34 protein-coding genes and 1 pseudogene are annotated in these 26,139 nt (G+C 40.5%); 16 read left to right on the top strand and 19 right to left on the bottom strand.

Annotation, left to right across the window (positions count from 1 at the left end; genetic code table 11):
- Nucleotides 1–36: 36 nt before the first annotated feature.
- The 3 genes from GNE10_RS36495 to GNE10_RS10685 all read right to left on the bottom strand — a co-directional run bounded on the left by GNE10_RS36495 (nucleotide 37) and on the right by GNE10_RS10685 (nucleotide 3,150).
- The gene (locus GNE10_RS36495) at nucleotides 37–549 is read right to left on the bottom strand and encodes a DNA cytosine methyltransferase (RefSeq protein WP_185565163.1); all 513 of its coding nucleotides are present in this window, start codon (nucleotides 547–549) and stop codon (nucleotides 37–39) included.
- Nucleotides 550–941: 392 nt separating this feature from the next.
- On the bottom strand, nucleotides 942–2,297 hold the full coding sequence (dnaB, locus tag GNE10_RS10690; RefSeq protein ID WP_185565162.1) for a replicative DNA helicase: 1,356 nt from the start codon (nucleotides 2,295–2,297) through the stop codon (nucleotides 942–944).
- Between the two features lie 4 nt (nucleotides 2,298–2,301).
- On the bottom strand, nucleotides 2,302–3,150 hold the full coding sequence (locus tag GNE10_RS10685; protein WP_185565161.1) for a hypothetical protein: 849 nt from the start codon (nucleotides 3,148–3,150) through the stop codon (nucleotides 2,302–2,304).
- A 250-nt stretch (nucleotides 3,151–3,400) separates the two neighbouring features.
- Between GNE10_RS10685 and GNE10_RS10680 the strand changes: the two genes are divergently transcribed.
- A complete protein-coding gene (locus GNE10_RS10680; RefSeq protein ID WP_185565160.1) occupies nucleotides 3,401–3,793 on the top strand; it encodes a helix-turn-helix transcriptional regulator in 393 nt (130 codons plus the stop codon).
- Between the two features lie 432 nt (nucleotides 3,794–4,225).
- On the opposite strand, the gene GNE10_RS10675 is transcribed toward GNE10_RS10680, so the two are convergent.
- From GNE10_RS10675 to GNE10_RS10625, 11 genes are all read right to left on the bottom strand, one after another.
- Nucleotides 4,226–5,035, bottom strand: a complete 810-nt coding sequence (locus tag GNE10_RS10675; RefSeq protein ID WP_311774805.1) for a tyrosine-type recombinase/integrase — start codon at nucleotides 5,033–5,035, stop codon at nucleotides 4,226–4,228.
- A gap of 385 nt (nucleotides 5,036–5,420) precedes the next feature.
- Nucleotides 5,421–5,717: a hypothetical protein gene (locus GNE10_RS10670; RefSeq protein ID WP_185565158.1), complete on the bottom strand. Its 297-nt coding sequence runs from the start codon at nucleotides 5,715–5,717 to the stop codon at nucleotides 5,421–5,423.
- Nucleotides 5,695–5,832, bottom strand: coding sequence for a hypothetical protein (locus tag GNE10_RS10665; protein WP_221642806.1), 138 nt, complete (start codon nucleotides 5,830–5,832; stop codon nucleotides 5,695–5,697). Before GNE10_RS10665 ends, GNE10_RS10670 begins: the two co-directional genes overlap by 23 nt.
- Before the next feature lie 43 nt (nucleotides 5,833–5,875).
- Nucleotides 5,876–6,475 (bottom strand): hypothetical protein, encoded by a 600-nt coding sequence (locus GNE10_RS10660; protein WP_185565156.1) that lies wholly within the window; start codon nucleotides 6,473–6,475, stop codon nucleotides 5,876–5,878.
- A gap of 75 nt (nucleotides 6,476–6,550) precedes the next feature.
- On the bottom strand, nucleotides 6,551–7,960 hold the full coding sequence (locus GNE10_RS10655) for a hypothetical protein (RefSeq protein WP_185565155.1): 1,410 nt from the start codon (nucleotides 7,958–7,960) through the stop codon (nucleotides 6,551–6,553).
- Nucleotides 7,960–8,136, bottom strand: a complete 177-nt coding sequence (locus GNE10_RS10650) for a hypothetical protein (protein ID WP_185565154.1) — start codon at nucleotides 8,134–8,136, stop codon at nucleotides 7,960–7,962. The genes GNE10_RS10655 and GNE10_RS10650 overlap by 1 nt, the downstream gene beginning before the upstream one ends.
- Nucleotides 8,126–8,692, bottom strand: coding sequence for a hypothetical protein (locus GNE10_RS10645; RefSeq protein ID WP_260446854.1), 567 nt, complete (start codon nucleotides 8,690–8,692; stop codon nucleotides 8,126–8,128). Before GNE10_RS10645 ends, GNE10_RS10650 begins: the two co-directional genes overlap by 11 nt.
- 55 nt (nucleotides 8,693–8,747) lie before the next feature.
- On the bottom strand, nucleotides 8,748–9,404 hold the full coding sequence (locus GNE10_RS10640; protein ID WP_185565153.1) for a hypothetical protein: 657 nt from the start codon (nucleotides 9,402–9,404) through the stop codon (nucleotides 8,748–8,750).
- A gap of 155 nt (nucleotides 9,405–9,559) precedes the next feature.
- The gene (locus GNE10_RS10635) at nucleotides 9,560–10,210 is read right to left on the bottom strand and encodes a hypothetical protein (protein WP_185565152.1); all 651 of its coding nucleotides are present in this window, start codon (nucleotides 10,208–10,210) and stop codon (nucleotides 9,560–9,562) included.
- Nucleotides 10,207–10,701, bottom strand: a complete 495-nt coding sequence (locus GNE10_RS10630) for a hypothetical protein (RefSeq protein WP_260446853.1) — start codon at nucleotides 10,699–10,701, stop codon at nucleotides 10,207–10,209. The genes GNE10_RS10635 and GNE10_RS10630 overlap by 4 nt, the downstream gene beginning before the upstream one ends.
- A gap of 210 nt (nucleotides 10,702–10,911) precedes the next feature.
- A complete protein-coding gene (locus GNE10_RS10625) occupies nucleotides 10,912–11,127 on the bottom strand; it encodes a hypothetical protein (RefSeq protein WP_185565151.1) in 216 nt (71 codons plus the stop codon).
- Nucleotides 11,128–11,292: 165 nt separating this feature from the next.
- On the opposite strand from GNE10_RS10625, the gene GNE10_RS10620 reads away from it, so the two are divergent.
- From GNE10_RS10620 to GNE10_RS10580, 9 genes are all read left to right on the top strand, one after another.
- Entirely contained in the window at nucleotides 11,293–11,796 is a 504-nt protein-coding gene (locus tag GNE10_RS10620) for a transposase (protein ID WP_185565150.1), read from the top strand.
- A gap of 11 nt (nucleotides 11,797–11,807) precedes the next feature.
- Nucleotides 11,808–12,419 (top strand): hypothetical protein, encoded by a 612-nt coding sequence (locus GNE10_RS10615; protein ID WP_185565149.1) that lies wholly within the window; start codon nucleotides 11,808–11,810, stop codon nucleotides 12,417–12,419.
- 915 nt (nucleotides 12,420–13,334) lie between these two features.
- A complete protein-coding gene (locus GNE10_RS10610; protein ID WP_311774804.1) occupies nucleotides 13,335–13,922 on the top strand; it encodes a ParA family protein in 588 nt (195 codons plus the stop codon).
- A complete protein-coding gene (locus GNE10_RS10605) occupies nucleotides 13,919–14,218 on the top strand; it encodes a hypothetical protein (protein ID WP_185565147.1) in 300 nt (99 codons plus the stop codon). Before GNE10_RS10610 ends, GNE10_RS10605 begins: the two co-directional genes overlap by 4 nt.
- Before the next feature lie 116 nt (nucleotides 14,219–14,334).
- Entirely contained in the window at nucleotides 14,335–14,826 is a 492-nt protein-coding gene (locus GNE10_RS10600; RefSeq protein ID WP_185565146.1) for a DNA-binding protein, read from the top strand.
- A 113-nt stretch (nucleotides 14,827–14,939) separates the two neighbouring features.
- Complete coding sequence (locus GNE10_RS10595) at nucleotides 14,940–15,713, top strand: ATP-binding protein (RefSeq protein ID WP_185565145.1); 774 nt, start codon at nucleotides 14,940–14,942, stop codon at nucleotides 15,711–15,713.
- On the top strand, nucleotides 15,710–16,723 hold the full coding sequence (locus GNE10_RS10590; protein WP_185565144.1) for a metal-dependent hydrolase: 1,014 nt from the start codon (nucleotides 15,710–15,712) through the stop codon (nucleotides 16,721–16,723). The genes GNE10_RS10595 and GNE10_RS10590 overlap by 4 nt, the downstream gene beginning before the upstream one ends.
- A complete protein-coding gene (locus tag GNE10_RS10585; protein WP_185565143.1) occupies nucleotides 16,720–17,904 on the top strand; it encodes a hypothetical protein in 1,185 nt (394 codons plus the stop codon). The genes GNE10_RS10590 and GNE10_RS10585 overlap by 4 nt, the downstream gene beginning before the upstream one ends.
- Entirely contained in the window at nucleotides 17,828–18,784 is a 957-nt protein-coding gene (locus GNE10_RS10580) for a TolC family protein (protein WP_185565165.1), read from the top strand. Before GNE10_RS10585 ends, GNE10_RS10580 begins: the two co-directional genes overlap by 77 nt.
- 9 nt (nucleotides 18,785–18,793) lie before the next feature.
- On the opposite strand, the gene GNE10_RS10575 is transcribed toward GNE10_RS10580, so the two are convergent.
- Entirely contained in the window at nucleotides 18,794–19,444 is a 651-nt protein-coding gene (locus GNE10_RS10575) for a hypothetical protein (protein ID WP_185565142.1), read from the bottom strand.
- An 86-nt stretch (nucleotides 19,445–19,530) separates the two neighbouring features.
- On the bottom strand, nucleotides 19,531–20,172 hold the full coding sequence (locus GNE10_RS10570; RefSeq protein WP_185565141.1) for a hypothetical protein: 642 nt from the start codon (nucleotides 20,170–20,172) through the stop codon (nucleotides 19,531–19,533).
- An 82-nt stretch (nucleotides 20,173–20,254) separates the two neighbouring features.
- Here GNE10_RS10570 and GNE10_RS10565 point away from each other — a divergent pair, with 82 nt between their 5' ends.
- Both GNE10_RS10565 and GNE10_RS10560 read left to right on the top strand, forming a co-directional pair.
- Entirely contained in the window at nucleotides 20,255–20,812 is a 558-nt protein-coding gene (locus tag GNE10_RS10565) for a thermonuclease family protein (protein ID WP_185565140.1), read from the top strand.
- A gap of 78 nt (nucleotides 20,813–20,890) precedes the next feature.
- Nucleotides 20,891–21,775, top strand: a complete 885-nt coding sequence (locus GNE10_RS10560; protein ID WP_185565139.1) for a hypothetical protein — start codon at nucleotides 20,891–20,893, stop codon at nucleotides 21,773–21,775.
- 417 nt (nucleotides 21,776–22,192) lie between these two features.
- On the opposite strand, the gene GNE10_RS10555 is transcribed toward GNE10_RS10560, so the two are convergent.
- On the bottom strand, nucleotides 22,193–22,723 hold the full coding sequence (locus GNE10_RS10555) for a hypothetical protein (protein ID WP_185565138.1): 531 nt from the start codon (nucleotides 22,721–22,723) through the stop codon (nucleotides 22,193–22,195).
- Nucleotides 22,724–22,822: 99 nt separating this feature from the next.
- Between GNE10_RS10555 and GNE10_RS10550 the strand changes: the two genes are divergently transcribed.
- The 3 genes from GNE10_RS10550 (at nucleotide 22,823) to GNE10_RS10540 (ending at nucleotide 24,134) form a co-directional block, all read left to right on the top strand.
- The gene (locus tag GNE10_RS10550; protein WP_185565137.1) at nucleotides 22,823–23,035 is read left to right on the top strand and encodes a hypothetical protein; all 213 of its coding nucleotides are present in this window, start codon (nucleotides 22,823–22,825) and stop codon (nucleotides 23,033–23,035) included.
- 165 nt (nucleotides 23,036–23,200) lie between these two features.
- Nucleotides 23,201–23,827: a hypothetical protein gene (locus GNE10_RS10545; protein WP_221642805.1), complete on the top strand. Its 627-nt coding sequence runs from the start codon at nucleotides 23,201–23,203 to the stop codon at nucleotides 23,825–23,827.
- A 37-nt stretch (nucleotides 23,828–23,864) separates the two neighbouring features.
- The gene (locus GNE10_RS10540) at nucleotides 23,865–24,134 is read left to right on the top strand and encodes a hypothetical protein (protein WP_185565136.1); all 270 of its coding nucleotides are present in this window, start codon (nucleotides 23,865–23,867) and stop codon (nucleotides 24,132–24,134) included.
- Between the two features lie 37 nt (nucleotides 24,135–24,171).
- Here the strand turns inward: GNE10_RS10540 and GNE10_RS10535 are convergent, their stop codons facing one another.
- The gene (locus tag GNE10_RS10535) at nucleotides 24,172–24,390 is read right to left on the bottom strand and encodes a hypothetical protein (RefSeq protein WP_185565135.1); all 219 of its coding nucleotides are present in this window, start codon (nucleotides 24,388–24,390) and stop codon (nucleotides 24,172–24,174) included.
- A 97-nt stretch (nucleotides 24,391–24,487) separates the two neighbouring features.
- On the opposite strand from GNE10_RS10535, the gene GNE10_RS10530 reads away from it, so the two are divergent.
- Complete coding sequence (locus GNE10_RS10530) at nucleotides 24,488–25,201, top strand: hypothetical protein (protein WP_185565134.1); 714 nt, start codon at nucleotides 24,488–24,490, stop codon at nucleotides 25,199–25,201.
- 124 nt (nucleotides 25,202–25,325) lie between these two features.
- Here the strand turns inward: GNE10_RS10530 and GNE10_RS10525 are convergent.
- Nucleotides 25,326–26,139: pseudogene (locus GNE10_RS10525) on the bottom strand (hypothetical protein); the annotation flags it as partial.

Here is a 26,139-nt window from a genome sequence, read left to right as displayed (position 1 = left end):
AAATCAATGCTTTCAACCTGATTTCTTTACAAAACTTTACAACATGTCCCATTTTGCACGTATCCCGGCTGTACCCCCAAAGCTTCCTGAGCTAACACAGAGCCATTCAGCATCATAGCCGAGTCTGGAAATTTGCCGTAGAAAGTGCTGAATATAGAGTGTTGTTCGCCCCGGCTGGACTGGGCAATTGAGGAATCCTGGCACGTTTTCGATACAGAAAAATCTTGGCCTAATTGACTCGATGGCTCGTTTAACGGCAGGGAAACAGTCACGCTCATCTGCTGCACCTTGCCGTTTACCTTGGAGGCTGAACGGTTGGCACGGCGGCGAAGCTGTGATGAGGTCAATTTCTCCCCACTGTTTTCTAATTTCTCTGCCTGGGAGGGTTCGCACATCGCCGTAGTTAGTGACATTGGGGTAACGCTTGCTGAGTCTGTCGCAGCAGTAAGCATCGACTTCTGAGACTCCAACGAGTTGGAATCCTCGCTTGATTGTTGCGGCAAGGGGGAATCCTGCCCCAACTCCTGAGCAGAGGTCAAGTTGCTGCATTGTTCATCCTCTAAGAATTTCACTTCATCAGGAAATACCCTGATTTGCAGATCGTAATTATCTAATTTGACCCAAAACTCAGGACTATCATCTCTGTGATAACCAGATAAATAACCCTTCTCACCTGAGTACTTTTTAGGGTAAATAATCTCAAAGCGATCGCCAATTTTAAACTGACTATCCTTTGAAATACGCTGATAATTGAAATCTTTGATTTTGCTAAATGTATATTCGGCAGATAATTGGTTATCTTTCCAAATAACAGTAACCTCTTTCTTATGTACGCTTGATATGATTCCCAAGCGTCTACCAGGGGCAAGAATGAAATCGCCTACAGAGTAATTACTCATCTGTTTCTATTCACTGTTAAAGGCTAGTATTGTGAATTTGGCTTATGAATAAGCCAGATTTTTGAACTGAGTAAACTGTGAGTCAAATAGCAGTTTTACCGTCCCCGTTGGGCCGCCCCTATTCTTGGCAATAATTACTTCTGCAAGTCCTCTATCAACAGTGTCGGGAAAGTAATACTCATCCCGATAAAGGAGCAAAACTAAATCCGAATCTTCCTCAATTCGCCCTGATTCTCGCAAATCCGACATCATGGGACGCTTGTTATTACGGCTCTCTACACCACGATTTAGCTGTGACAGGATAACGACAGTAATGTTGCACTCACGCGCCAATTGTTTTAACTGTCTAGTAATTTTTCCTATTTGAAAAGAGATATTGTAGCTATCACCGTCTGTCCCTTCCATCAGTTGTAAATAATCAATGCCAACCATGCCAATACGACCGTATTGTGCAACAATCCGTTTCACCTTAGAACGTATCAAACTAACAGTTATTAAAGGTGAATCGTCAATATAAATAGGCAATTCGCTCAATCTACCGATTGATTGTGCTAAAGGTTCCCACTGCTGTTTGCTAATCCAGCCCCGTTGTATGTAGCCTGATTCAATTCTTGAGTCTTGGGATAAAAATCTATCTCCCCATTCTTCTTTGCTCATTTCAAGGCTAAAAATAACAGTTGGTAGCTTTTCCAATTCGGAGATATTAAAGGCTAAATTGCCTAGAAATGATGATTTTCCCATTGCAGGACGACCAGCAATTGTTATTAGCTTCCCCGGCTTAAATCCCCCTATCATCGCATCCAAATCATAAAAGCCAGTTTTAACCCCAGGTGGTGATATACCGATGCTTTTTTCTTCAATGCTGGAGTAAGCATTTATTAAGATATCGCTGAGGTGAATTGGTTCAGAGATTGATGCAATCGCGCTATTGCTTATCTCTAAAATTTTTGATTCAGCAATCTCTAATTGTTTGGCTATTTCTTCTTCTTGGTCGTGTGACAAATTATAAATTTCACTTGCTGCCTTGGCTAATTGGCGGCGGTAATATTTTTCCATCACCAAAGAAGCCAAAGCATCGATGTTGACAGCTGACACCGTGCGGTCTACAAGAGTTGCTAACTTATTTCTGCCACCAATGCGAAATAGTAAATCATGGTCAGTTAACCAATTTGTAACTGAGAGCAAGTCTGTGGGTTTGCCTTGTGCGTGGAGCCTGACTGCTGCTTGATAAATATCTTTGTGGGCGGTAATGTAAAATGCTTCGGCAACAAGGGTATCACAAACCCTACTTATTGCTTCTGGGTCGAGCATTATCCCTCCTAAAATCGCCTCTTCTGCTTCAATATTTTGGGGAGGCAGCTTGTTAGTAGTATCACCAAAATTTAGATTCTCAGACATTAATTTACTCTGCTTTTAGTGGGTTTTCTGTGGGTATGGGATTGGTTACTAAAAATTCGCGCACATCTTCACGGGCAGTTTTCGCCCAATTAAGCCAGCTACAGTAAAAGTCATCTTTTAAAAATTGTTCAAGTCTTGCGCTGTCGCCCGATTGAGCAGCACCGGAAACTACAGCTTGTAACTGTTGATACCACATTTGATGCTGGGGTTCACTGTAAGCCGCAAAATTATACTTTTGGTTTTGATTTTCATTCTCATTGCGGGTCAAAAGCCACTGCTCAGACAATTCCTCAAAATTTTTCTCAATCCACTTGAGGGGCAATATTGGCGGTTTTGGTAAGTCAGCAGCTTTTTTCTTACCAAATTCCAAAAAATTCTCTCTCTCGGTTTCTGAAAGAGAGTTGAGAAAAATTTGAAATAAATCTGTAGAGTCGCTGGAATCACCTTCTGAAGAGGTTTCTAAGTCTTGGCTGTCCGGAATTCCGGACGGCTGTCCGGTTTTCCGGATGACTGTCCGGTTTTCCGGATGACTGTCCGGAATTTTGGCCTTTGTCCGGTTTTCCGGACGGGTGTCCGGAATTCCGGACGAATCACGTAGTCGTTTAATGTGTATTTTGTGAGGTTCAGAAAGCTCAATTTCTCCCTCTTCCTCTAATTTAGAAAGAGCTTCCCAAAAAGTCGAGCGCTTCATATCAAAGAGGTCACGGACTTCTTTTGTATCAATAAAAGCAGCCCAGTTTTCTTTAAATTTAATCCGCACCCAAATTTTCAACGCGCCTTTAGCTGTGAGATCGGCAGATTTGTAGAGCGCGATCGCATCTGTTAAAGTCATGCGGTAATGTTGCTCTGTCACAGCTGCACCCCCTTAGTTACAACTGCGACATCACAAACACTAAAAGTTCCGTCTTTCAGCGTTTGTGTAAAGGTTTGAATTGTCATAGTATCTTTGTAGGTTTGATGGCCCCGTTAAGCGAAAGCTTGTCGGGGCTGTTTTGTTTGGATACAATCAATGAATCAATCTAACTAATAGGTCGATTCAGTATGTCTATTAGATAGATTTTATTGCATAATATATCTATTGGTAATATTCATTCAAAAATAATATGCAAATCCACGAAATTTTTAAGGAAACAATGGACAGGCACCACATTCAGGGAAAGCAGCTGGCTGCAATAGCAGGGATAGGGAAAGACCACCTATCTCAATTTCGTAATGGGAAAAAGTGGATAAGCCCAGAAGTCTTTATGTCTTTACTTGAGGGAATGGAAAAATTAGCGCCCGGCTCACGCCGCTATTTCTGTGAGTTACTAGCCCAAGAGCCTTTATCAGAAGAAGAGAATAATGGGAGGCAGCTAGTAGAAATGCTTGAAAAAGCCAGTGATGAGGAGATAGAAGAGATACTTTTAGGAATTGGTCGTGAGTGGAAGAAAAGGCTGTATAATCCGTCTATTTCCAACAAATACAACACAGATATAGATAATGCGATCGCTGTCTAATTACGTATAAGCAGATATGATATAGCTGTCAACTATCAGGCTGTATCACCACAATGCAGGAATTTAAATATGTGACTCCAAACGACATAAAACGATTACTGGATGGTCTAAGTCCAGAAGAAAGGGAAATTTTAATAGCGGAACAGATAGAGAAGTTATCGGCTGAGTCTAAAGCGCGAGTATTAGGGCTTAGTGAAAGTGGGTTAACTGTGATAACGGGGTCGTTTGTATCGCTTAATAGCGATGTGGCTGTTAACATCCAGAATTCTAACGGCGGGTTTGACGCGGAAACCCTTATTAAAGCGCTAGTCGAGTATAACAGAGAGAAACGAAAGAAAGGTTAAATATCCGCATATACAAGTACTCGCGTACTCGGATACTCACATCCTCACATACCCAAGTATGCAAGTATTCAAATACTCAAATATCTATTTAATTTCTTAGAGGAATTTCCAATTTAGCGGCAGCGCTGCGCTTCCGTTCCTCTCCCCTGCGGTCATATCGAGCAGTCGTAGCCGGGTTAGAGTGTCCCAACATGATCTGTACAGTGGCAATGTCCACACCAGCAGCAAGTAAGTCTGATGCAAATGTACGCCGCAGATCGTGAGGCGAAAACGATTCTAAACCTGCTTCAGCAGCACGTTTCTGCAAAATGAATAACACAGCCTGGGGTGTAAGTCTGTGTTCAACAATGCGACCGCTTTTGTTAACTTGACACAACAGAGAGCCTGTAGCTGAGTTCTTAATCTCAATCCAGGCATTCACAATAGAGATCCCATTCTCTGATAAATAAAGTGTGCGGTCTACTTTACCTTTACTGGCACGAACTTTAATCGCTCCATCACTGATATCAAAATCTTTAAAATCTAATTTCACCACCTCAGCCCGTCGAAGGCCAGCACCGCGAAGGATGGCGATTAGTGCAGCATCGCGGAAACCCGCCGGAGAAAGATCCGCGAAGCAAACCCGCATCAATTTGTTTATCTCATCCTGAGTTAGTGCGCGTCCCCTCAATTCTTTCCTAGCCTTCACGCTGAGAATGTCTACGGCTCTAGCATAGTCGCCAGGGTCGATCAATTGCAGTCTCAAAGCTTCTTTCAAAACCCTACGCAGCGCCGACAGAACGCGGTTAACTGTAGCTGGTTCATATCTCTTGATTAAGGCCGCACGAACAGCGGCGGTATGTTTGTAACGCAGTTTTGACCAGTCCAGGGTTAAGTAATCTGCCTCGCTATTAGTCAACAGTTGCGCGACTAAGTTAAGACTTCGCTTGACCGTCGGCTCAGACCCAGGCGAGAGCGACGCGAGGTAAACCGAGGCTGGATGCTCGGTTAACGGCAGGGGTGTTGTCAGAAGCAGAGAGCCGAGAGGGTCGGTAGTAAAAGTCTTTTCAGACATCGCTTATCAAAAAGGGTCTTCTCAGAAGTCATGTTTTATAAAATAATATTTTGATAAGTAATCCGCCATCGTAGAGCCAAGAGGGCTAAAAGCACTCAGTATTCTTAGAGGAAGGATGAGGGGGCGATCGCTTAGACCAAGAACGGTAAACTGTCTATACCAACGTATAGAAAGTTATTTGTCTAACACAGCATCCTATTTTCTTAGAGGATGAGTAAAGGAGCGATCGCTAATCTTTTAAATATTCCATAGTGGAAATTTTAATCTTGGCTGCTTTTTCTTCATCATCTAAATGCCAAGCTAAAAAATCATATCCATCCTCAGTTTTTTCATAATCATACTCAAGCTCTAAAGCATGAGCAGCTTCGATGAAAACTTCTAAACTGCCTCCAGTCCACTTAATTTCATCATCTTTGATGCTATCAAGTATCAAAGCTGCGGGATAACCTTGCAGAGTTACAAATAATTGGCTTTGATGCTGCCAAGTTTGACAAACACGACAGCTATAGCCCCTCCTCAGTATCATAAGCACAATCTTCGGTTTTTAATTCACTTTGCCACCATTCTTTATCTTTATTGTAATAAGTTGGTTTCTTAGAATCGTCTTCATCGGGTGATGTCAATATGTATTTTTTAGGCATGATTTTAGCTCCTTTTTTAACCATTTTAAGATTAATGACTATTTTATTCTGATAAAAAATCTGGGCAATTATCATCACTCCAACCATAAGGATAAATTGCACAAATTAATTGATTATCCCCATAAAAATCACCATGATAATTAGTGCATCCTCTACAAGCTGAAGGTGTGAAATCATCATCTTCTTCATCTTCTATTAAAATTTCACCACAGTTAGGGCATACAGTTATATTTCTACCATCGTCATCTTTTAAGCAAGTCAAAATGTTGTTCCTACCTTGAAAATATAAATAGCTGCAATTACAAATTTCTATCTCACCATCTATATCAGTTGATTTATAGTCTGGGTGAATGTCCCAAAACTGCTGCTCGGAAATTTTATATGGAATTCCAGAGATGTTACCTGGAATCCAAAGCTTACCATCATGAAAAATCCTTGTAGTGAAAGTAGAATAGTCATGAGCCATATTTTCTAGGCTGCATTTATTCTCTGCATCTTGATAACTGTAGCTACGATAAATTACTCTAACTGTCTTACCAAGTGGGTAAGTTTGGATTACTAAGTATTCTCTGTCACCGAATTTAGGATTGTACTTTTTAGCAGTACTTTCTTCTAAAAATTTCAAGTCTTCTACTGTATCCATATATTGCTTACTTTGTGTATATAGTAATAATTCCCTTATTGATGCCCAACGAAATCACAAAAACCATAATTAGACTCATAATTCAATAGGTTTACCATTGAAATGCTGGTAAATTTTCTCAGGGTGAAACCAATCAGGCAAGGTCTTCTCAACATCATCAAGATTATTCCCTTGTTCATCCACCAAGCCATATCTCACAACTACTCTAAATAGTGGTGTTTCACCATTTGCACTAAATTTCTCCAGTAAAATTGTCCCTGCCTTACGTGCAGCAGCTGTGCCATCTGGGAACGATTCATTAGTGGCATTATGAGTAATACCAAGTAAATATTCTTTGGCTTTGCGAGTATCGGTGAGAGACATTTTGAAGAAAGCGATCGCACTTTCACCGCAGAGAGATTTTAGATTGGTGAATTCATCCACAATTACTTGCTGTTTAGTGGTCGGTTTCTGTTTAATTCTGGTTAGCCAACGTTCGCAACACTCATCAAAAGCCTGACTTATCTCAAATTCTGATTCTGCCTTACTGGTAGCTTCTAAAAGTTTCCACACATCAGCATTGTCACCAGTAGCGTGACGGTCGATTAATTGGTGAATTGGTGCGTCTAGGCAGTACTTTCTAATTAATGCAATGGCTGTGGCAGTGTAAGTTTTACCACTTCCCTGATTGCCTATCAGCCACAGTGGTTTTAGTGAATTGATTATCTTCCATAAATACCCGTCCTCATGAGCTTTTAAGGCATCAATCAAACTTTGTTTAAGTTGCTCGTCGGCTGTAGGTTGTTTAGTATCTTGCATAGGCTTATTAAGTTTATCTAGTTTACGTTTAGTTTCTGCTTCAGATAATAAGTTTTCTGCTATCTGCTTTGATAATTCAGATATTTGTAGTTCATGAGATTTTAAAGATAATTCGCCCTGCAATTGCCCGTTAAGGTGATCTAATTGCAGTTCTGCTTCTGATTTCATAGCCTGAATGGTTTCAGAAGTTTGTCGGGCAATTGCTTGTTTAGTTATCTCAGCTTGATTTTGCTTTGAAAATTCAAATAAATCTATATGTGTTTGCTCTAGCAAGTCGTTCTCTAGAGCTTTTATCTTTAATAATTTAAATTGGCTGTGTATAGCTTTTTCTTGGCTATCTGTAAGTGTTTTAGATACAGCATAAGCAGTTAGTAGAAATAAACTACTAACCAATCCCCAAACGAAAGCTTTATCATCCTCTGGTGGCAGTATTCTTAAAACATGTATATTGTCGTCAAATAGTTGGTTACGTCGTTCCTTATCAATCAAATAACTAATACCACGTTTAATGCTTGAAAATCTGCACTCAGTTTTAGCATTACAAAATAAGGTTTCTTGATGCTTGATTGAATCATTAAACATTGGTACAGCAGTAGTAAACCCAGAAGCTAATAAAACACCTACAAGTATTGTTGAGAATTTGCGTTGTTTAGCTAATCGTTGATTAAAATCCTGTATTTCCTTCATCACTTAAACATCTGCTTAATCATCCGGTCAATTCCTGAGTTTTGCAGCCAAGTTAATAAGCTATCAATGTTTATCACAACATCTACAAAACCAGCGAATAAATAATTAATAAATATAGCTGTTGTCAAACCGCTAATAAAAATTTTAAGAATATTCCAGTTACCTTTAATTCTCATTATTGTTATCCTGATTTTTTTTGTTTAATATTTTTTTAATAATTCCTAGTAACACAATTCCTACAAGTGAGATTAATAAACTCATTCCCATACTTGGCAACTGATAACTTAGCCCTTCAGAGCTTCTGATTTCTTCGTAAGTCTTTGCAATTGCTGTTTGAGTTTGAATAACTTCAGCAGTAATTTTAGAAGTGCCAGAAAACGAAACAGCAGCACCAATAGCTAATTTAACAATACCTATTAATGGTTTCTGCCCTAATGTAAATTCCCAGGATTCAGAGGATAAGGAGAAGTTGAAACCATCCCCTACATCTATTAATCCTGGAAGCAAGCTTACAACTGCACTAGATACTTGAATTATTGCTAGTGTTACCTGTAGCTGGAAAAGTAGCCAGCTAAGACTACAAGAGCTTATTTGACAAGCTAAAAATAATAAGCCGCTATCAATTCTTTTTCTAGTTTGAATATCTGCATAAAGTTTCTGTTCGATATGCGTTAGATATCGTACAGTTTCTTGGTTTATTTGTTGCTGTTCTTCGTCTTCTTCGAGTAGCATAAAATTTCATCAATGGTATTTTTACCCAGATAGCCGCGTTATCTGGGTATTTTATTTAGAATCCAAGTGCGGTTTTAAGTTCAAGTAATTTAGCCTTAAATCCACCTATATAATTTTTTTGGGTAATTAAGTCATATCTAGCATCATCTCCTTTGCTTAAAGCTTCATTAATCTGTCGTTGTTGTAATTGTTCATCTGCGGCAATCTGTTTTATTTCAGGTCTATTTGATTGCTCAATCATCGCTACATCCCTATCAACAGCAACTAAATGAGCATCAATATAGCCCTTAATTTCCGTGTAATTCATCTGATAAGCATGACGATTATTTTCTACTTCCTTAGCATTTACAAATTCTGCGGCTAGTTCTTTTCTCTCGTGTATGTATTTAGAATTACCTAGCATTGTCTGACTAACAGCTTTATCAATGGCTATAGCAGACTTACCAGCTTGTAGAAGAATGTCAGCAGTTGCCTTGTTGTAAGCCTCACTGCCTTGAATAATCTCAATGTAAGCTTGTGCAAGTCTAGGAGCTAGTTCACTACTTAATCTACCTTGTCTTGCTAATTCGCCTATTTTTTGAGCAGTGGCTACATCCCCTTTCATGGCTTTATCAAAGTCTGCGAGAGACACGCCAAATTTAGATTTAAGAGCTTGGGAGAGCCTCTTACCTTTGGGTGTTACGTGATTTTTGAGTTTGGCTGGTTGTGTCATTGGGTATTTCTAAGTAGGAGTTAGGGTCAGTAAAGTATCTGTGACTTGGCTTAACTATCCTGCTGCTAAACCGCAAACTGTCAAATATTGTTAGACAACATAACAGAATAATTATTGACAGAACTAAAACAGGATTAAGTCTAATTACAAAGCTGTTATGTTCTGCGAAACCGAGACAGTACAGTTTCTTTTGATGTTTTTAAATTCTCTCTAGCTGACTGAGCATCAGTCTTAATGCTTCTTACATTATCAGCGTAATTAGATAATTTCTGATTAAGTCTTGAGTTTCTATCAGCTAAGTATTCTCTCAAATCATTACCGCTACTATCTAATTCGCTTTCAATTTCATCAAATTTACTAGCAATATATCCTTTAATAGCAGCAGTAACACCAACAACAAAGCTTGAATAATCAGCAAAAACATCATCAATACTGTCAGCTATAGCTGTTGTTTCTTCTTCTGTCAGAGTAAATCCTAATGCTGATGATTGAGTATTGACTAATGCTTGTTTATCAGCGTCAGACACAACTATTTGATTATCTTCAGAAAGTGCAAACGCCTGTTGTTCTATTTCTTCTGATACATTATCATCCGAGACTGTTTCTAACGGTTCTGTTTCTTGCTCTTGAGGAACTGGCTTTGAGAATTGATTAACAAAATATTCTGTAACAGAATCAACCTCATCATTAGTAGGGTTGTCTGCATCAACAGCAATCTGACAGAGAGCATCTTTGATTTCTCCTAAAGTTACTTTGATATGCTTTCTGGTTAACCTAGATTGAATCCTGGTAGCAATTTTGCTCATGATACTTTTGCTAGTTGATTATTCTGGTTTTTGGCTTTGTAGATAAGAGCGATCGCAATGATAGGGATTAGTACAGTTTTGTTGTAGAAAGCTTTTGCTTTAAAGCCACCACAAGATTTAAACCATCGGCTAATCGTTGATTGATTAGGAAGAATATTGAGGTTTTCTAGCAAGCTTACAAACTGTTCACCAGTCACACCCTCACCTACAGATGGCTCAAAGCTTATGACCTGACGCTTTACTTTGTGGTATTGAGCAAAGTAACGAGGCGACACATTTTTAAGGGCAAGGAATAACTCAAAACCTGACTTATTCATAGTGAGTTCACACGCTTGCATCGACTTCTTGACACGCCACCAATGAACGTCACAGACGCGATCGCCTACCAAAGTTTCATAAATAACTCGTTCTTTCTCCATTGCGGTATGCACTAACTGTAATTTGCATAATTGCAGTGGATGAACTACAGGTAAGCCATACTCGTATTTCAAATACTGCTTATTTGTATTTCACACTCTGCATAATTGGAGTGGAAGATTCACAAATTGCTACTTTTGCATTACAGAAAAGTAAGTAAAAGTGTTATCCACTACTGGTAAATAGTAGGTTTTTGTAATGCAGTGCCTTTGCATAACCTATCCATTTAAATTAAAAACCCCCTAACTAGTAGGGGGCAATGATTAAAATCTATAAGCTTAGAATTAGAAAGTTATTGGTGGCGGTGGTTCAATTCCTTTCTCTTTCAAAACCTGTAGTAGTTGCACAACCCTTACCGCTAGTTCTCTAGGCTGCGCTTTATTTCGATTCCACTGTGAGATCACCCTTGGACAAGTCCCCAGTGCGATTGCTGCCTGGGCTTGTGAGGAGTATGAGGCGATTTCGTTCAATACATACTCTCGTCTTAGATTTGGCTTCATAATAGTTTTGCTCCTGCTGTAGCTGATTTACAGTTGGGGAAGCCTCCGGTGGTGACGCACCAGAGGCGCACTTCAACAAGCGATATCGCATTAATTCTTTTAAGAATATACCAAATCTAATAAACTAGATACTAGTTTTAATAAACCTTACAGGGATGATTGTTGATGGCTCAACAATTTACACTGGGCTACTACTATGTCAGTCCTGAAGACAACGAAAGAATGACAACTTTCGGTGAGGTTTCAGGAGATTCTTTAAACACCCTTGTCACCCAATACATCAGAGGGTGGATTGGGCGAAAGCGTGATTATTACTTGAACCTAGCCAAATTAGATGCCCAGGCCAGAGAGTTAACTTCTGAACAATGGGTAGACATCATGCTGGGTGAGGGGACTAAAGGACTACCACCTTATAAGCATCAAATCACAGTTGAGGGAAATCCTCTAAGAGATGTTGCTTTAGTACCAGTTGACGAGATGGTAAAGCGGCAACTTAACTATGTTGTTCTGGCTGAACAAAATATATGTCTGTTGCGGATAGCTGTTCTTTATGACGGTGACAGCTTAGTTAGATATGTAAGCCGCATTGTCAAAGAACACTTACAGCGCAACTGGGAAACTTTGTACTTACCTCAAGTGCAAGCAAATAAAACTAAAGTCTGGTTTTAGGAGTAAAAACAATGGTGCAAACTTTATCAACACAACTCACACTAGAAGCGGTAATTAATCTGTTTTTAGAAAAATTGGGAGAGCCGACTGATGAATGGCAACATCAGGCATTAGAGCAATATAAAAAAGGTGATGCCAAGGCAGTTAAAAAAATCTACGCCAGTCATCTTAGAGATTTTTACAGCAAATGCTTAGGATTTTTAGTCAGTGCGACCAGCACAAATCCCAATTTACGCAAAATTTTGGCGGCGGCGGCTAATGCAGTGGCTGACTACGCACAAGTCAAGGCTTTAGATGAAATCAGCAGTGGTAACGCCATTGCCTTCGATTCCCCTGACCCTGTAGGAAATGCAACAACCAATATTCTAAAATTTCTCAAACCCAAAACTGATTATCAGCAATTAGCTCTGGATTCTAGAACTAATTATGATGCGCTCAAGGAGCTAGAGAAGGAAAACCCAGAGGATCATCTAATCAAAGCTTTACTCTATTTAACTAAAGCAACTCCAGATTCACCAGTACTGTATACCATCATTGCTGAAGCCGCTACAACGGCGGCACTGCATACCAGGAATTTGCAGCATCAAGAAATTAGTGATGCCATTGATGCTGCATTAAACTAACAATTTTTCTTAGAGGATATGGCGATCGCTCTTTGGGGATACGATCGCTTTTTTGTTGAGTATGCGGATACTCAGGTACTTAAACATCCGCATACTTGAGTATTTATTAGTTATATATTTATTAGTTAGGTGGGCAAGCCTCCTTTTTAAGCTGGACACTGGGCAGAGGCGACATTTTGAAGTCTAGCGAAACTCCACAGTTTGAGGTTGCCACTACCAAGAGAGAAGTTAGCGCAACTAGTCCACTAATAATGATGATGGCAGTTGACTTATTATGTTGTTGTGGTTTAAGCATTGCTTTTACCTTATTGAATGTTTACTGTTTACTTGTTGCTGGTTTGGTAGTTTGCGAGGCCGCCAGACCAGCTTTGACTGATGTAACAAGGTGTCACTGACAGCTATGAAGAAAGTAACGACCTGTGTAATTAACTTTGTCAATGTTGATGATGTGGGATGTGTATCTACAAAAAGTAGACATCCTGTACAAGTTAATGTCACCACCTCCTTTTAAAAACTTTGTTGCTATTGTTCCTAGCTTCTGGTAACTCTCTTGGTAATTTACAAAGGGAACAGTTACTCTAAGTTGCCCAACTGGTTATTTGTGGGAAAGTCGCTATTAATTTCGCATACAAAAGCTCGTTAAGATGACAGAGTGAAAAATGAATTGCAAAAGAAAGCCAATTGGCTGCAAGTATCCAAATACTCAAATATGCAAATACTTAAGTATTCAAGTACAAAATAAAAAACCCACACCAGATCCCCGGCGTGGGTTTTTTATTAAAATTGCTTTTCTCCTCGATCCAACACTGATTTAAGAAAAACGTCAAGACAATTTTAAGTTTAATAAAGTGAGTATCCAAGTATGCGAATATATAAATACGTGAGTACTCAGGTATTTATAAAATGATCATTACAGTGATCGGGTTTAAAGGCGGCATAGGGAAAACTAGTACAGCCGTACATTTAGCCTGTTATTTAAATCAAAAGGGGGAGACATTGTTAGTAGATGGCGACCCCAACAGATCAGCCTCTAGCTGGGCTGAACGGGGCAAGCTACCATGTAATCTGTGTGATGAGACAGAAGCCGCTAGTATAGCCAGCAAATATAAGCACATCATCATTGATACGAAGGCTAGGCCAGAGGTTGAAGACCTGGAAGGATTAATCAATGCCTGTGACCTTATGATTTTGCCAACAACGCCTGATGCTTTGGCGTTAGATGCTCTAATGTTGATGGTCAAGGCAATTCCACCAAATACCAACTATAAAATTTTGCTTAATATCATTCCTCCTAAACCTTCTAGGGCTGGAGATGAGGCTATGGAATTCCTTAAAGACCAAATGAAATTGCCGATGTTCAGCACTATGATCCGCCGTTACAGTGCTTACCAAAGGGCTTCGCTTCGCGGAGTGCCAGTCTATGAAAGCGGCGATGCTAAAGCCAAAATCGCTTGGGCTGATTATCAAAAGTTGGGTGCTGAAGTACTGAAGGTAATGAAATGAGTAAAAAACAAAATCCATTTGCAGCAATTGGCGACGCTGCCCGTTCAGCTACCACGCCCCAAGAGCCAACGCAGGAGGTACAGCCAGCGCCAATAGTGGAACCTCAGCCTAAAACTGTAAGTAAAGCTAGTGCCAAAGGAAAAGGTAAACGCTCAGATCCGGAGTATCGGCAAACAACTATATATGTACGAGATAAGTTACACCGTCAATTTTTGCGATACTTAGAAGACTCTGGTTTTGATGGTGATTTCTCTGATTGGGTTGAGTTAAAAATGAGAGAGTTGGTACAAGAGTAAAATTTCCCAAAAATCGCAGGTACATAAAACCTTCAGCCGTACCTCAGTGTAGGTACGGTTGCTTTTAGATAGGTAAGAAAAAGTACCATTTTTGTATATATTTTGGTACGTTGAAAATGAGCCAGGAAAAAACGCTTCGAGAAAAAGTTTTTTCAATTTGTGATATTATGCAAGATTCTGGGGAAAAAATTACCAGGGCTTCGGTACGAGAGCGTACCGGAGGCAGCGACCGCGACCTAAGCAAGTTCATCAACGAGTGGCGAGAGTCTAAGGCACTAGTGGTACAAAGTGATACAGAAAGCTCTCTAGATAGCGGTACAAATTCCTCTAATAATGATGTAGATGAATTAAACACAGGCGCATACAGTACCACTCCAACCGACGACTTAGCACGAATTGCTCGACGCGGTGCAGAAAGGGCAGCAGCATTAATGGTGGGTGAGGATGCTGTAGTTGCTCATTTATTAGAGAATCCCGATCAGTTACCAGAGGATTTAAGGCAACAGGTAGAAGGCTATAAATCAAGAACTATTGCAGCAGCTAATAAACGCCAGGAGCAATATAACCCTGATTTTTTCGCACAGATGGCGATAGCCCAGTTCAAATAAGCAGCAATCGCTCATCTTCCAACACCCCATACCCAATCCCCAGTCCCCAATCCCCAACTCCTAACTCAGCACCCAACACTAACAGAGACTTTCGACCCAGCATCACCGCGCAGGTGCTAGCAAGCCTACAACAAGGTAAAAGTATCTGCGTAACTGGCGATGTTGGTATGGGTAAAACACACCTTGCAAAATTAATACAAGGTGAAATCAATTCATGTTATGGCATTTACAAAGGTGATAATACAAAGTGTTTACAAAGCATTGCTGAGGGGCTAGACATTGACCTCTATGAGATGACTGATGAAGGGGAAAGAGGCAAAGCCCTTACAGCAAAACAACTTAAACACGAAATCTCACTTAATTTAGGTGAAACTGTATTAATTTGCGATCGCATCCACAAATGGCCAGCTTCTCTAAAGGGTTGGTTAGAGGACTTGCACGAAAGCGGCGCAACGCTATTATTACTAGGCAATCAGCGCGATTTAGAGGGTGTGTTATTTCGGGTTCCCAGGTTAGTTTTACCACCACTTGATGAGCAGCAAATACGTACAATTATTTGGTCTGAGGCAGCACAATTAGGTGTACAAATCACAGCACCCAAGGCAGCAGAACTAGCCAGCCGTGCAGGGGGCAACCCGTTATTAGCACAGCGCATGGTGTTAGAGATGCAGCAGGGTGTAGATTCTGCTAACAATCAGGATGGAGGTAATTATCGAGACATTACACCATTTTTGATGGTTATAGTTGGTTTGATTGGAGCAACGCGATTTATAGGAATGGCAACAGGGAATATACAAATGCGAATACTTGGAGGTCTTGCAATTACAGTATTATTCTCATTGCGATCGCTGAGTATGGTGTTTCCTAAAAGGAATAGCCGCCGATGATGGGAATTACTCACACTGCCATTTCTCTAGCTGGCACAGCTGTATTAACTGGCAATGCTGATATATCTGTACTACTCTTAGCTGGAATTGGCTCTCAAATTCCCGACCTTGACACTACTAAGAGTTGGGTTGGCAAAGCATTATACCCTCTAGCCAGCTTCTTAGAGGAAAGATACCCTCACAGATCAGCCACTCACAGCATATTTTTAAGTTTGGCGATCGCCACTCTAACTTTACCTGTTATGTGGGTATGGGGTTGGCAATTGTGGGCAGCATTGCCATTAGGACATTTGCTCAGTTGCTTTAGTGATTGTTCTACTAAGTTAGGTTGCCAGTTCTTCTGGCCAATCAATAAAGACAATTGGGTGATTGGTTTAAATCCCCAAAATAGGATTGAAACAGGCAAGGCTGGAGACTATGCAATATTAGCCAGTGCAGTCTGTGTTTTTTGCATTGCATTTTATTTGATAACTGGCGGCGGTGGAATTGCAGCATGGGCAACTAGAACCCTATTCCCCACTGAAAGGACGGCTGTAGAGCTACTACAACAAGAGAATCAGAAGGCCATTGCTGTGCAGATTGAAGGGGTTCGCATAATTGATAATTCACTTGTTAATGATAAATTTTGGGCTATTGGTGCAGATGGCGGAAAATTGATTGTACGCTCGATTTCAGGGCAAATTATAAGGATTGGCAGTGGTGGAGATATTATTGCCAAGCGTGTAAACGTCCTACCTGAAAGGTTAGAAATCAAAACCAGACGGCAACGTATAGAAGAAGCTGAAGCAGCAGAGTGGGTGAAGTCGCTGCCAGCAGAGGCGTTAGTTTCGGGAATACTGGAAATTGAGGACAGTGGCGAGATTAATTTACCAATCGCTACACCGGGGGCAATGGCAACAGTCAATAAATCCGCTAATGGTGTAAAGCTTGATTACGCTTCAAAAGACGACCTAGAACCGCTAGAGGAGTTTTTTATACTAAATGGTGAGGTTGTGATTAAGCAACTATGAAATTTTTCCTCAGATACATTGCGATCGCAACTTTTATCACCACATCTGGAATAGCAATTGCTCAAAGCCAACAAGCTCTTAAAGGTGGCAGCACAGACACACCTGTAGAAACTTTCAGTGGCAGTAAGAAACAAAATGATAACAGCAGCACAGACCGCGCATTACGCATCAACTTAACTGTTGATGACACTGGATTTTTAAAGGTCAAGGAAGGCCAGGAAATTAAAAAAGGTGATTTACTTGTTGAGAATACACTAGAGCGCGATCGCCTCAGCAAACAACGTCAGTCTGTGGTTTTACAAATCGAAAATCTAAAATCTAAAGCTCTGCCCAAACCCTTTGAACCTAAGACTACACCACCAATCGCAGCATTGCCCCAAGCTAACTTCTTAGAGGAAGAATCTAATATTGCTCAGGCTAAATTACGTTTACAGCAGGCTCAAAGCACTTTAGAAAGTCAACGGCCTTTTCTTTTAACTGATAATCCAGAGGCACGGGCTGAGGTTGAAAAGGCGGAAGCTGCGGCGAGGATTGCATCTGAGAAGGTGCAGGAGCAGGAACAACTGCTCAAAACTATGCAGGATTTACGCTTAGATTCACCTGTGATAAGGCATGAGGAGGTCAAATTAAAACAGTCCATCGCGGAAGGCGAACAGGCTAACTCCGCGTTTGACCAAGCCAAGGCGAAACTCTCATCTAGTGCCATCATGCAGCATCAGAATTTGGAGAAACTAGAGGTCAGTTTGCAGTTAGCCCAATCCGACCTAGACTTGGCACACTCAAAACTACAAACGGCCAGAGATAACCGTAAACTGCTTGAATATCGAGCTTCTATTGAATCCGCCCAACGGGTAGAGCAACAGAATCAAGCAAATCTAGCATACACTCGACAGTTGCAAGATTACGCCCAACAGCAAAGGGATAGAGATTATCAATTAGCACAATTGCAAATATCCTTGTCTAGCATCGACGACAAAATCAGTTTGATTCCTGTGGTGCGATCGCCCAAATCCGGTTATATCAGAAGGGTTAAGCCTTGGGTTGGTTCAAATGGCAGGTATTCCACAACTATTACTATTAGCAGTTTTAATCGTTCCTCTAAGAATGGGGGAAGCGATCGCCAATCCACCGAAACCAGCACCATCGACGGCACAACCAGCCGAGGCGATACCGACGAATGATGATAACGGTGAAATTATCGAAGAGGAGCAACCCACGCCAGAAGATGCTCAAGAATTCGATCAAAATGCCGATCAAAAATTGCCAAAACCTGAGTCGAATCCGTTTAATAAGCCATCAATTGATAACATCATTGAACGTGAATTCAATGATGACCTATGGCGACTTTTAAAAGGTGGTCTACCTTGTTTAGAAACCAGTGCTGTATGTTTGGAGCAGTTGCAGACCAGAGCCATTACTCAAAGTCCATTACTTAAAGAGATAGACACGCGCATCGCTGAGGCTAATGAAAGAATTGCTGAAGCTAAGAAGCGCAATAAAAAGTCAATTCAACTGGCAGTTTTAACACCAGCACTACAGTATTTGTTGGGGCCAGCACCAGCCGCAGGACAACCACAAACGCCAGGAACAGGCTTGATTGATAATTTAGCTGGCATATTCAGTGGAAAAACAAGTTTGATCAATGGCCTTTTGAATGTAATTGGAATCCCTCTGTTTCAGGGATTTCAAGGGGGAAATGCAGATGCTCAAAGAAATGCGATCGCTATTTCTGACATTCAGGTTAAGGTCGCGGAATTGCAGAGAAGCCGCGCACAATTGGCTGACACAGTTCGGGGAAAAGTTGCAGAATCCCTTGTAAAATTTGACGAGGCGCGGGTAGAATACCAGACCGCCCAGATTGTAACGTCAAGGGCAACTGACCAATTTAAGGTATTCGAGGCACGTTACACACAAGGCAATTCTGATACAGAAACTTATTTGTCTAGACAAAATCAATTAGATAATCAAAAAGCCCAGACTTATAGAGCCTGGGCTAAGATGCGGCGTAGTTTATTTGAGTTAAAATTATTAGTGCTATCTGTTAAGGAAGCAGAAATCTAACTCATTACATTACGGATTGTAAGGAGCATATTTAGTATTGTTTAAGCACAGTGTCGGTGTTTTGTCTGGTAAATTTTCCCAAGTTTTATCATCAATTACTGTTGAAAAAGACGATGCTGAACTAAATGCTAAATAAGCAATCCTCAAAGCAGCATCGCTAATTATATTATCGGGTTTTTTAATTTTTGCAAAACCGCAAGAGTTAGGCGTAATTTTTTTATAGGTAGCACTATTATAAGTAAAAGCATAAGAAGTATTAGGATTTAATTTAAATCCATAGACAGTTTCATGTACATTATCATTAACTGAAAAGATTCCAGGGTCTACAGATATTTGTAAAATTCCATTTGTACAAACTGGAGTCTTATTAATATCTTGCATTCCTCCTACTATTGTAAAACTTTGAGTTTGTCCTGTGGATAAATTAAGAACATCTAAAGGACTAGATTCTCCATTTAATTCTTTAATTAAAGCAATCCCACAACTATTAGTTTTAAATTGCTTAATCTTTTTTATTCCTTCTATACTCAATTGATCGGAAGAACCAAAAGGAGCATTTTCAATATATAGGTAGTCTCCAGATTTAGATAATATCTGTGCTGTAGCTTTCGATGAAAAGAGCATTAAAAAAAGCAGCACCAAAGAAGAAATTTTTTTCATTTTTACACGATTTCTCACTAGATAAAAAAGCGATCGCCCATCCTCTAAGAATAAGTGCGATCGCCACTACAACAATTAATCAAAGGTTAAGGCCAGCTTGATGGAACGTAGCCAGTAGAAACGCCATTAGATGTGCGACAAACTGGTGGTTCTCCAGCATCAGGCAGGGAAGAAACAGTATAGTCTGTGCTAGCAAACTTAAAGGTATCAGGCAAAGGTGTACTTGTAGTTGAGCGAAGTACAGCAAAGCCGCAACCGTTAACTGAAATGTTTCTGGTCGATTCATTCGGCAGGGCGATAGCAACGGCCGCCCCAGGAGTCTTACCTACGACGACTACTTGACCGTTGGGAGTTCTAAAGTTTTCGGGTCTGGATTCGCTGAATGCTCCACTTACGCAACTAGGCATAAGCTGGGAGGGTAAAGAATCGGCTAAAATAGCCACACCATCAACTTTTAAACCAGTAAATGTGCCAGAACTGGGAACAGAAATTCTAACTTCACCACAGGCACCGACAATTCTAGCTGTAGACCTCTCGACACTGCCCAACTCAAGTTGTACGCGGCTGTTAGCAGTTGCGCTAATGTAAACGGTAGTTACACCTTCTTTCACAACTTTGTATACAGTATTGCTAGCGTAGGGAATTGCGAAAGCTGGAGATATTGAAGAAGCGATCGCAGCACCTAAACCAACCAGAGCAATCAAGCTATTTTTTAGAGTTTTTCCCATAACCTCGTAACCTTGACAATTTCAGTAAGCTGACCTCATCTTAAGGAAGCAATTATTACTTTGGTAAGTGAGGATAATCAGTATGGATTTTTGTAAACTTCATCGAAAAAAAATTTATATTGCAGTTTTTATCAGTACATTTGCTTTATCAAGCTGTACTAAATCTTTCTCTGAAATTGCTCTCAATGAATCATCAGAAATACCTAAGCAGTGGGAGGTGGTCAAAGTTTCTGATGGGGATACTATTACAGTTCGCCAGGGGCAAGAGAAAAAGAAAATCCGCTTGTGTGGAATTGATGCCCCAGAATCTAAGCAACCTTTAGGTCAAGAGTCAAAAGGCAACTTACAACGTCTGGTTGATGAGGTTGGGGGGAAAGTGTCAATTACAGAGATTGAACGCGATCGCTATGGTCGCATAGTTGGCGAGGTGTTTTCCTCTAAGAACGGCTCAGAAAAGTTTCTCAACGAAGAACAATTGAGCAGTGGTAACGGATATCTGTATACACAGTATGCTGGCAAATGTCCTAATAAGATAGCTTTGGGAAATGCAGAGGCGATCGCCAAATCCAAAAAACTTGGTGTCTGGTCAGGTAACTTTCAGAAACCTTGGGATTATCGCAAACAACAGCGTCAAAGATAATTGGAGTGTACGCTCAAATTGAAGTTTATTAGGAGAGCGATCGCCATCTTCCCGGCTGTTTCTGGGCAAGCTAAGTAAATGAGTGATAAATCATACTTAGCAGCCCCGTACAGAAATTCTTTATCAGCTACAGCCAAAGCCATACTCAATCATCAGTTGTTGAGCATTGATGAGACACATTTAGATTATGGCTGTGGCCGCGGCGGCGATGTTGAGCGATTAATTACAGCTGGTTACAGATCGGTTGGTTACGATCCTCACTACTTCCCCAGCAGTGCAACACCCGCCGACGTTGTGACGATGGGATATGTTTTGAATGTAATTGAAAACCCGCAGCAACGACGACAAGCTTTAGCCCACGCCTGGAACTTGACCAAAAAGCGATTAATTGTGTCTACAAATGTTAGAGGATGCGGAATACATGAAGGTGAATATACTCGCTTAGGAACCTTCACTAAGTTCTACAATCATATTGAACTGAAAGCTTACATTGAAAGTACTTTAGGATTTGAAGCGGTGAAATTGGGCAAGGATAAATTTGTTATTCACCGCAATGGACACCAATTTACGCCACTGTGTTATGAAAAAATCTTAGAGGAAAGCAAAGCGATCGCTACTGATTGGATTCCAGGAATGGACGTAATAATTAAGGGCTATTGCAACGACTTTAAACCACGGGCAGGAATAGATAATTTAGACGATGGTGAATTTCCAGGTAGAGTAAGACACTATCGCTTACTTGCTAAATCTCCCTGTCTTCCTGGTAAAACTGGACTAGTTCGCTGTTTACATATTCGCGGCGGGATTGGATCGGAACACATGGAATGGGCGATCGCAGCTCTAAAACGTAGAAATAAGATTGCAGAGATGAAATTTCATTGTATTGAGCAAAGTTTTCTAAATGAATTTTTGGGAATTAAGAATTTTGATTTTTTAAATGAAAATATCAAAATCTATCGCTAAATTCAAAGTTTAAAGTTACACACAATTCTCTCGTTTCCCCTCCCCCTCTGCGTCGGTTACTCGCAAGGGGGATAATATATAATAAGAGTTTCAAGCTTTTATATTGTCAATTGGAAAGACAAATATAAGTTTAAAAGATAATTTTTAACAAGAGCGAAAACCAAAGAACCAATCAAAAATGCAACTTTCCCTGAGCCAGCCCTTGCAACCAGACACAGCCAAGAAAAAAACTGCTGCGGCAACGCGGCGGTTATCAAGGCTGGCCTGGTTGCAAGCCTAGTTGCATTTTTGATTGGTCAAAATCCATTGGTCATTAGTCATTCGTCATTGGTCATTAGTCATCAGCCAAAACAGGTTTTGATTCTGAAGATTGAGTTAGATTCAACTGATGAATCTAACTCTTTAATTTTTAAAAATCTAGAAGAGACTTAGCTGTTGATATTTGTTTAGCTGTTGGTCGCTCTGGTTTCCCGATCGCCACCAGCCGTCACCAATAGCAATTAATCCCCAAGTAGGTGGCTGTATCTCGTTGGGCAGCCAGAATAGACAATCAATTTCTAAAGCAACAGCATAAGCAGCCGTCGCCCAAGTTCCCGAACCATAACCATTAAAAGCTGATTTACTTGGCTTTAACTTCTGTGGACATTCTGACGATGGGAAGGCCAATAGTAAACCATTCTTAGAGGATAAACTTTTTATCATTGCCTGCGATCGCACAGCAAAAGCAGCTTTGTTTAATCTTCCTGGCCAATAATCAGAAACTCTAAAAACATTTGCTCTAGGGCAATTACTACGCACATATTCATCTATTCCCCTAGCGCACCCTACTAATATCTCATCAGCAAAATTATCAAGAATATAATCTATTTGCTCGGATTGCCCTTCAATCATATTTCTAGAACCAGTAAAGGCAATTGCTTCATAGTTTTGAATCAGTTTTGTAATCATAAAAATCCTTACTCAATATTCACATTATACCATGTAAACATGGTTATTTACTAGGTTTTAATGCTATAATTTAAGTGTAATAAATAAGGCATCTGACCAATGCAAAACGATACTGTACACACCAATCAAGAATACGATTTACACGAACTCGACAAACTGAGAAAGGCTATTGATTTATTAATTCATCTTGAAGAAACAGAGGATGAATTCTCACTTAAATTAGATGACGCTAGAACCTCAGTTCGTAGACGTATCAAAGGTTTAGCTATTGATTTAGGAATCTACAAAGAATTTATCAACGGAATTAAGTAATTACTTTAGCGATCGCCCATACCAAAGCGATCGCTCTCTCTTCATCCATTCTCTAAGAATTAAAAAGGTATCCGACCGTGAAATTTAAAGCTGATTTGACCGATACAGAGGGCAGGCTAAGACTTATTGAAATCGAGTTTACAGGAAAAACAACAATAACTGATTGTGAACTTCGGCAGATTGTTACTAAAGAATTACCAGGATGGCGTTTACTTAGCTGGTGGTATTAATCCTAAAGCGATCGCTTCAAGAGGCGATCGCCCTCCCTTCATTCCTCTAAGAATTGTTATGAACTTAATACACGAACTCTGCACCTGCTCCAATACTTATCGCAAGCATGAGGATTTAATCAAAAATCCCTACCCTGAAAATCCTGAAAGTACAGTTGCATTAATTTACTTAATTTCTGAAATTATCCAACCAACCATTAATAAATTTGGCTTGGAAAACTTCAAACTAACTTACGGATTCTGTAGCAAAGATTTACTCAGATTTTTGAAACGCGAAGGTTCTCGTATTTGTCCTGAAGTAGATCAGCATCTAGCTTATGAAATCAACAACAGAGGTAATTACTATTGCAAACATCAAGGCAGCGCGTGTGATTTCCAAGTTGTGGGAATTGATAGCAGAAAAGTTATCGATTACCTAAAAACTCTCAACTATGACTCAATCTATTACTACGGCAGCGACAAGCCAGTTCATGTAAGCTGGGCTGAAGCTCCGAGACGCAAAATTTGGGAATTCACAGCCAGCAATACTCCCAGACCTTACAGCAATTTTCAAGCTTTTTAATTAATGGCGATCGCATACAGGCGATCGCCCATCACCTATGAGAATTTACGATTCAACATTACTCAGCAGACATAAGGTTTACGAGATTAAAGGAACTTTCTATCGGTTCCTGTGGAAAGAAGATAACATTCAATACATTCAACATCCACAATATAAATTTCGTCCGTTAGCAGGGCAGCGCAAGAAAGCCGATTTAGTCATTGGACATAAAAAATTAACCTCAACTTGCTACGAGGTTAAAGGGGCTACCATTCACAGTTACATTCACAAAGAATACATTCAACTATCAATTTTTGATTTGCTCTAAGAAAAGCGGCCACACAGATGGCCGCTTTTTTCATCCTCTAATTCTGTTGACGCTGTTCATCGCGCTCCAGCTTCTCTCTAATGGCCTGCCTAATCCACACAGATTTATCCTTGCCAGCGATGGCGACAACCTTATCATATAAAGCTTTAGGCATTCTCAGACCAATAACAGGACTATCTATCGGTTCATCACCAGTAGCAAGAAACTTACCACTACTATCATCCTGATTAACTTGATAAGGCTTGGGCTTTTTCATAATATCCAAAATATTTACAAACTTATTATAGCAGCCATGTTTACATGGCAAAATATATGTTACCATGTAAACATGGATTTATAAAGGCATCTGACCAATGACCACTAATAAATTTTCTGCTAAAGCTCATACTAGACCAGAGCATAATTACTCAGTTTTTCATCAAGGCTTGTTACATGAGAACAACTCTGAAGACTACGCGCTCAGACATCTTTACAGCCTAGAGAATACCAAAGTCCTCTTACAAAAGTGGGGCTGGTCAGATGAGCAAGTTAAACAAGGTATCGACCATGCAACCATCGATGTTTATAAGCACCAAGTTTGGTTACGCATTCCTGGCACAATTGAAAAACGCAAGGAAACTATCAAAATTCGCGGTATATCTCGATTTGTTAGCAAGTTTGACTATGTAGATACTTTAATCAAGCGTTGCTGGGATAAGGCAGACCCTTACAAGCTAGAACCGGGCGACAACTGGGATGAACTTATAGCGCGTGGCAACACCGGCGACTTTTACGAGGTGAAGTTGTACAAGCATGAAATTACTTGCACCTGTCACGCTTACAGTGGATCTGAAAAAGCATTTAATCAGGACGCAGTTGCTACCAAGCATCTAATGTTACACCCAACCACACAAGGCCAAATTCCCGATAAACACACGTTCGCGGCTTGGAAATACTTGGGTGCTGAGACTTTGAATCAATATCAATATTGCTGGCTAGAACGCAGAGATGCGGCTATGCGCGAGATGCAAAAATGGGGTGATGATTTTGACGATGACAACGACGGCGACGAAATCTTGACTTGGTAACAACTGGCTGCCAGCCCACAGCCATAAGTGAGGGCCAGGGCTAGGCATCTGACCAAAGAAACTAAGCCCCAGCAAAATCATAATAACAAAGGAACAACGTCATGAACTAAGAATAAATTAACAATCAAACATTATATTTTTTAGTCTTTGACAAGTTAATAAAACTAATTATTTCCTCCAAACTAGCCCCATCAATTTGCATCAGTTTAATATCAAGAATTAAATCGGGAGGGATTGATCCAATACTCCTACCCTTCCACTTGCCATTAATCTTTTGTTCCCAATTAAAGCCCCATCGCCAATGTGAGGGGTTTTCAGGGTCACGTTCGCCATCAACGCGAGGATAACTAACTGTAGTTCCATCCTTGAGTTTTTTCTTTTCTACATATTTATACAAACAACCCTTGGGCTGTTTTTTTGGTTTAACTTCCTGTTGAATTTCTGGCTCCAGCCCACAGACCCCACAACCGCCACTTAAATAAATATGTTGTAATCCGCAACTTGGGCAAAGTACCAGAGGCTCAGATGAGGGAGTTAAGGTAGGTGACGCGCTGGAGAGCGACGGCGGCGACTCTCCAATCAAGGGCATTACCGAGGGCTGCGCGGCGATCGCGGATAGTCCCATTTCGGCTATTAACTCCAATGCGGATCTGTTTTCCTGTGGGTCTGTCCAGCCAAGAGGCAAGCTGTAACTGCTCTCTAGAAATTCCGGGTTGCAAACTTCCCCCGGTGCTAAAATTCCTAATTTCTTCAATTGAGCTTCTTGCTTGGTCTGCCCAGGTGGCCGCCCTTTGCCATTGGATAATGCCCCTGGTGACTCCAACCAGCAAAAATCGTTCTCTAATGTAGGGACTTCCAAAGGGGGTACAGCCGGGATACGTGCAAAATGGGACACGTTGTAAAGTTTTGTAAAAATTAACTCTACAACCCTTACCAGA

The organism is Nostoc sp. 2RC (genome assembly GCF_014222165.1).
Lineage (GTDB): Bacteria > Cyanobacteriota > Cyanobacteriia > Cyanobacteriales > Nostocaceae > Nostoc > Nostoc linckia.
The sequence above is the reverse complement of the archived record's forward strand: the minus strand, read 5'-3'. Positions and strand labels throughout refer to the sequence as shown.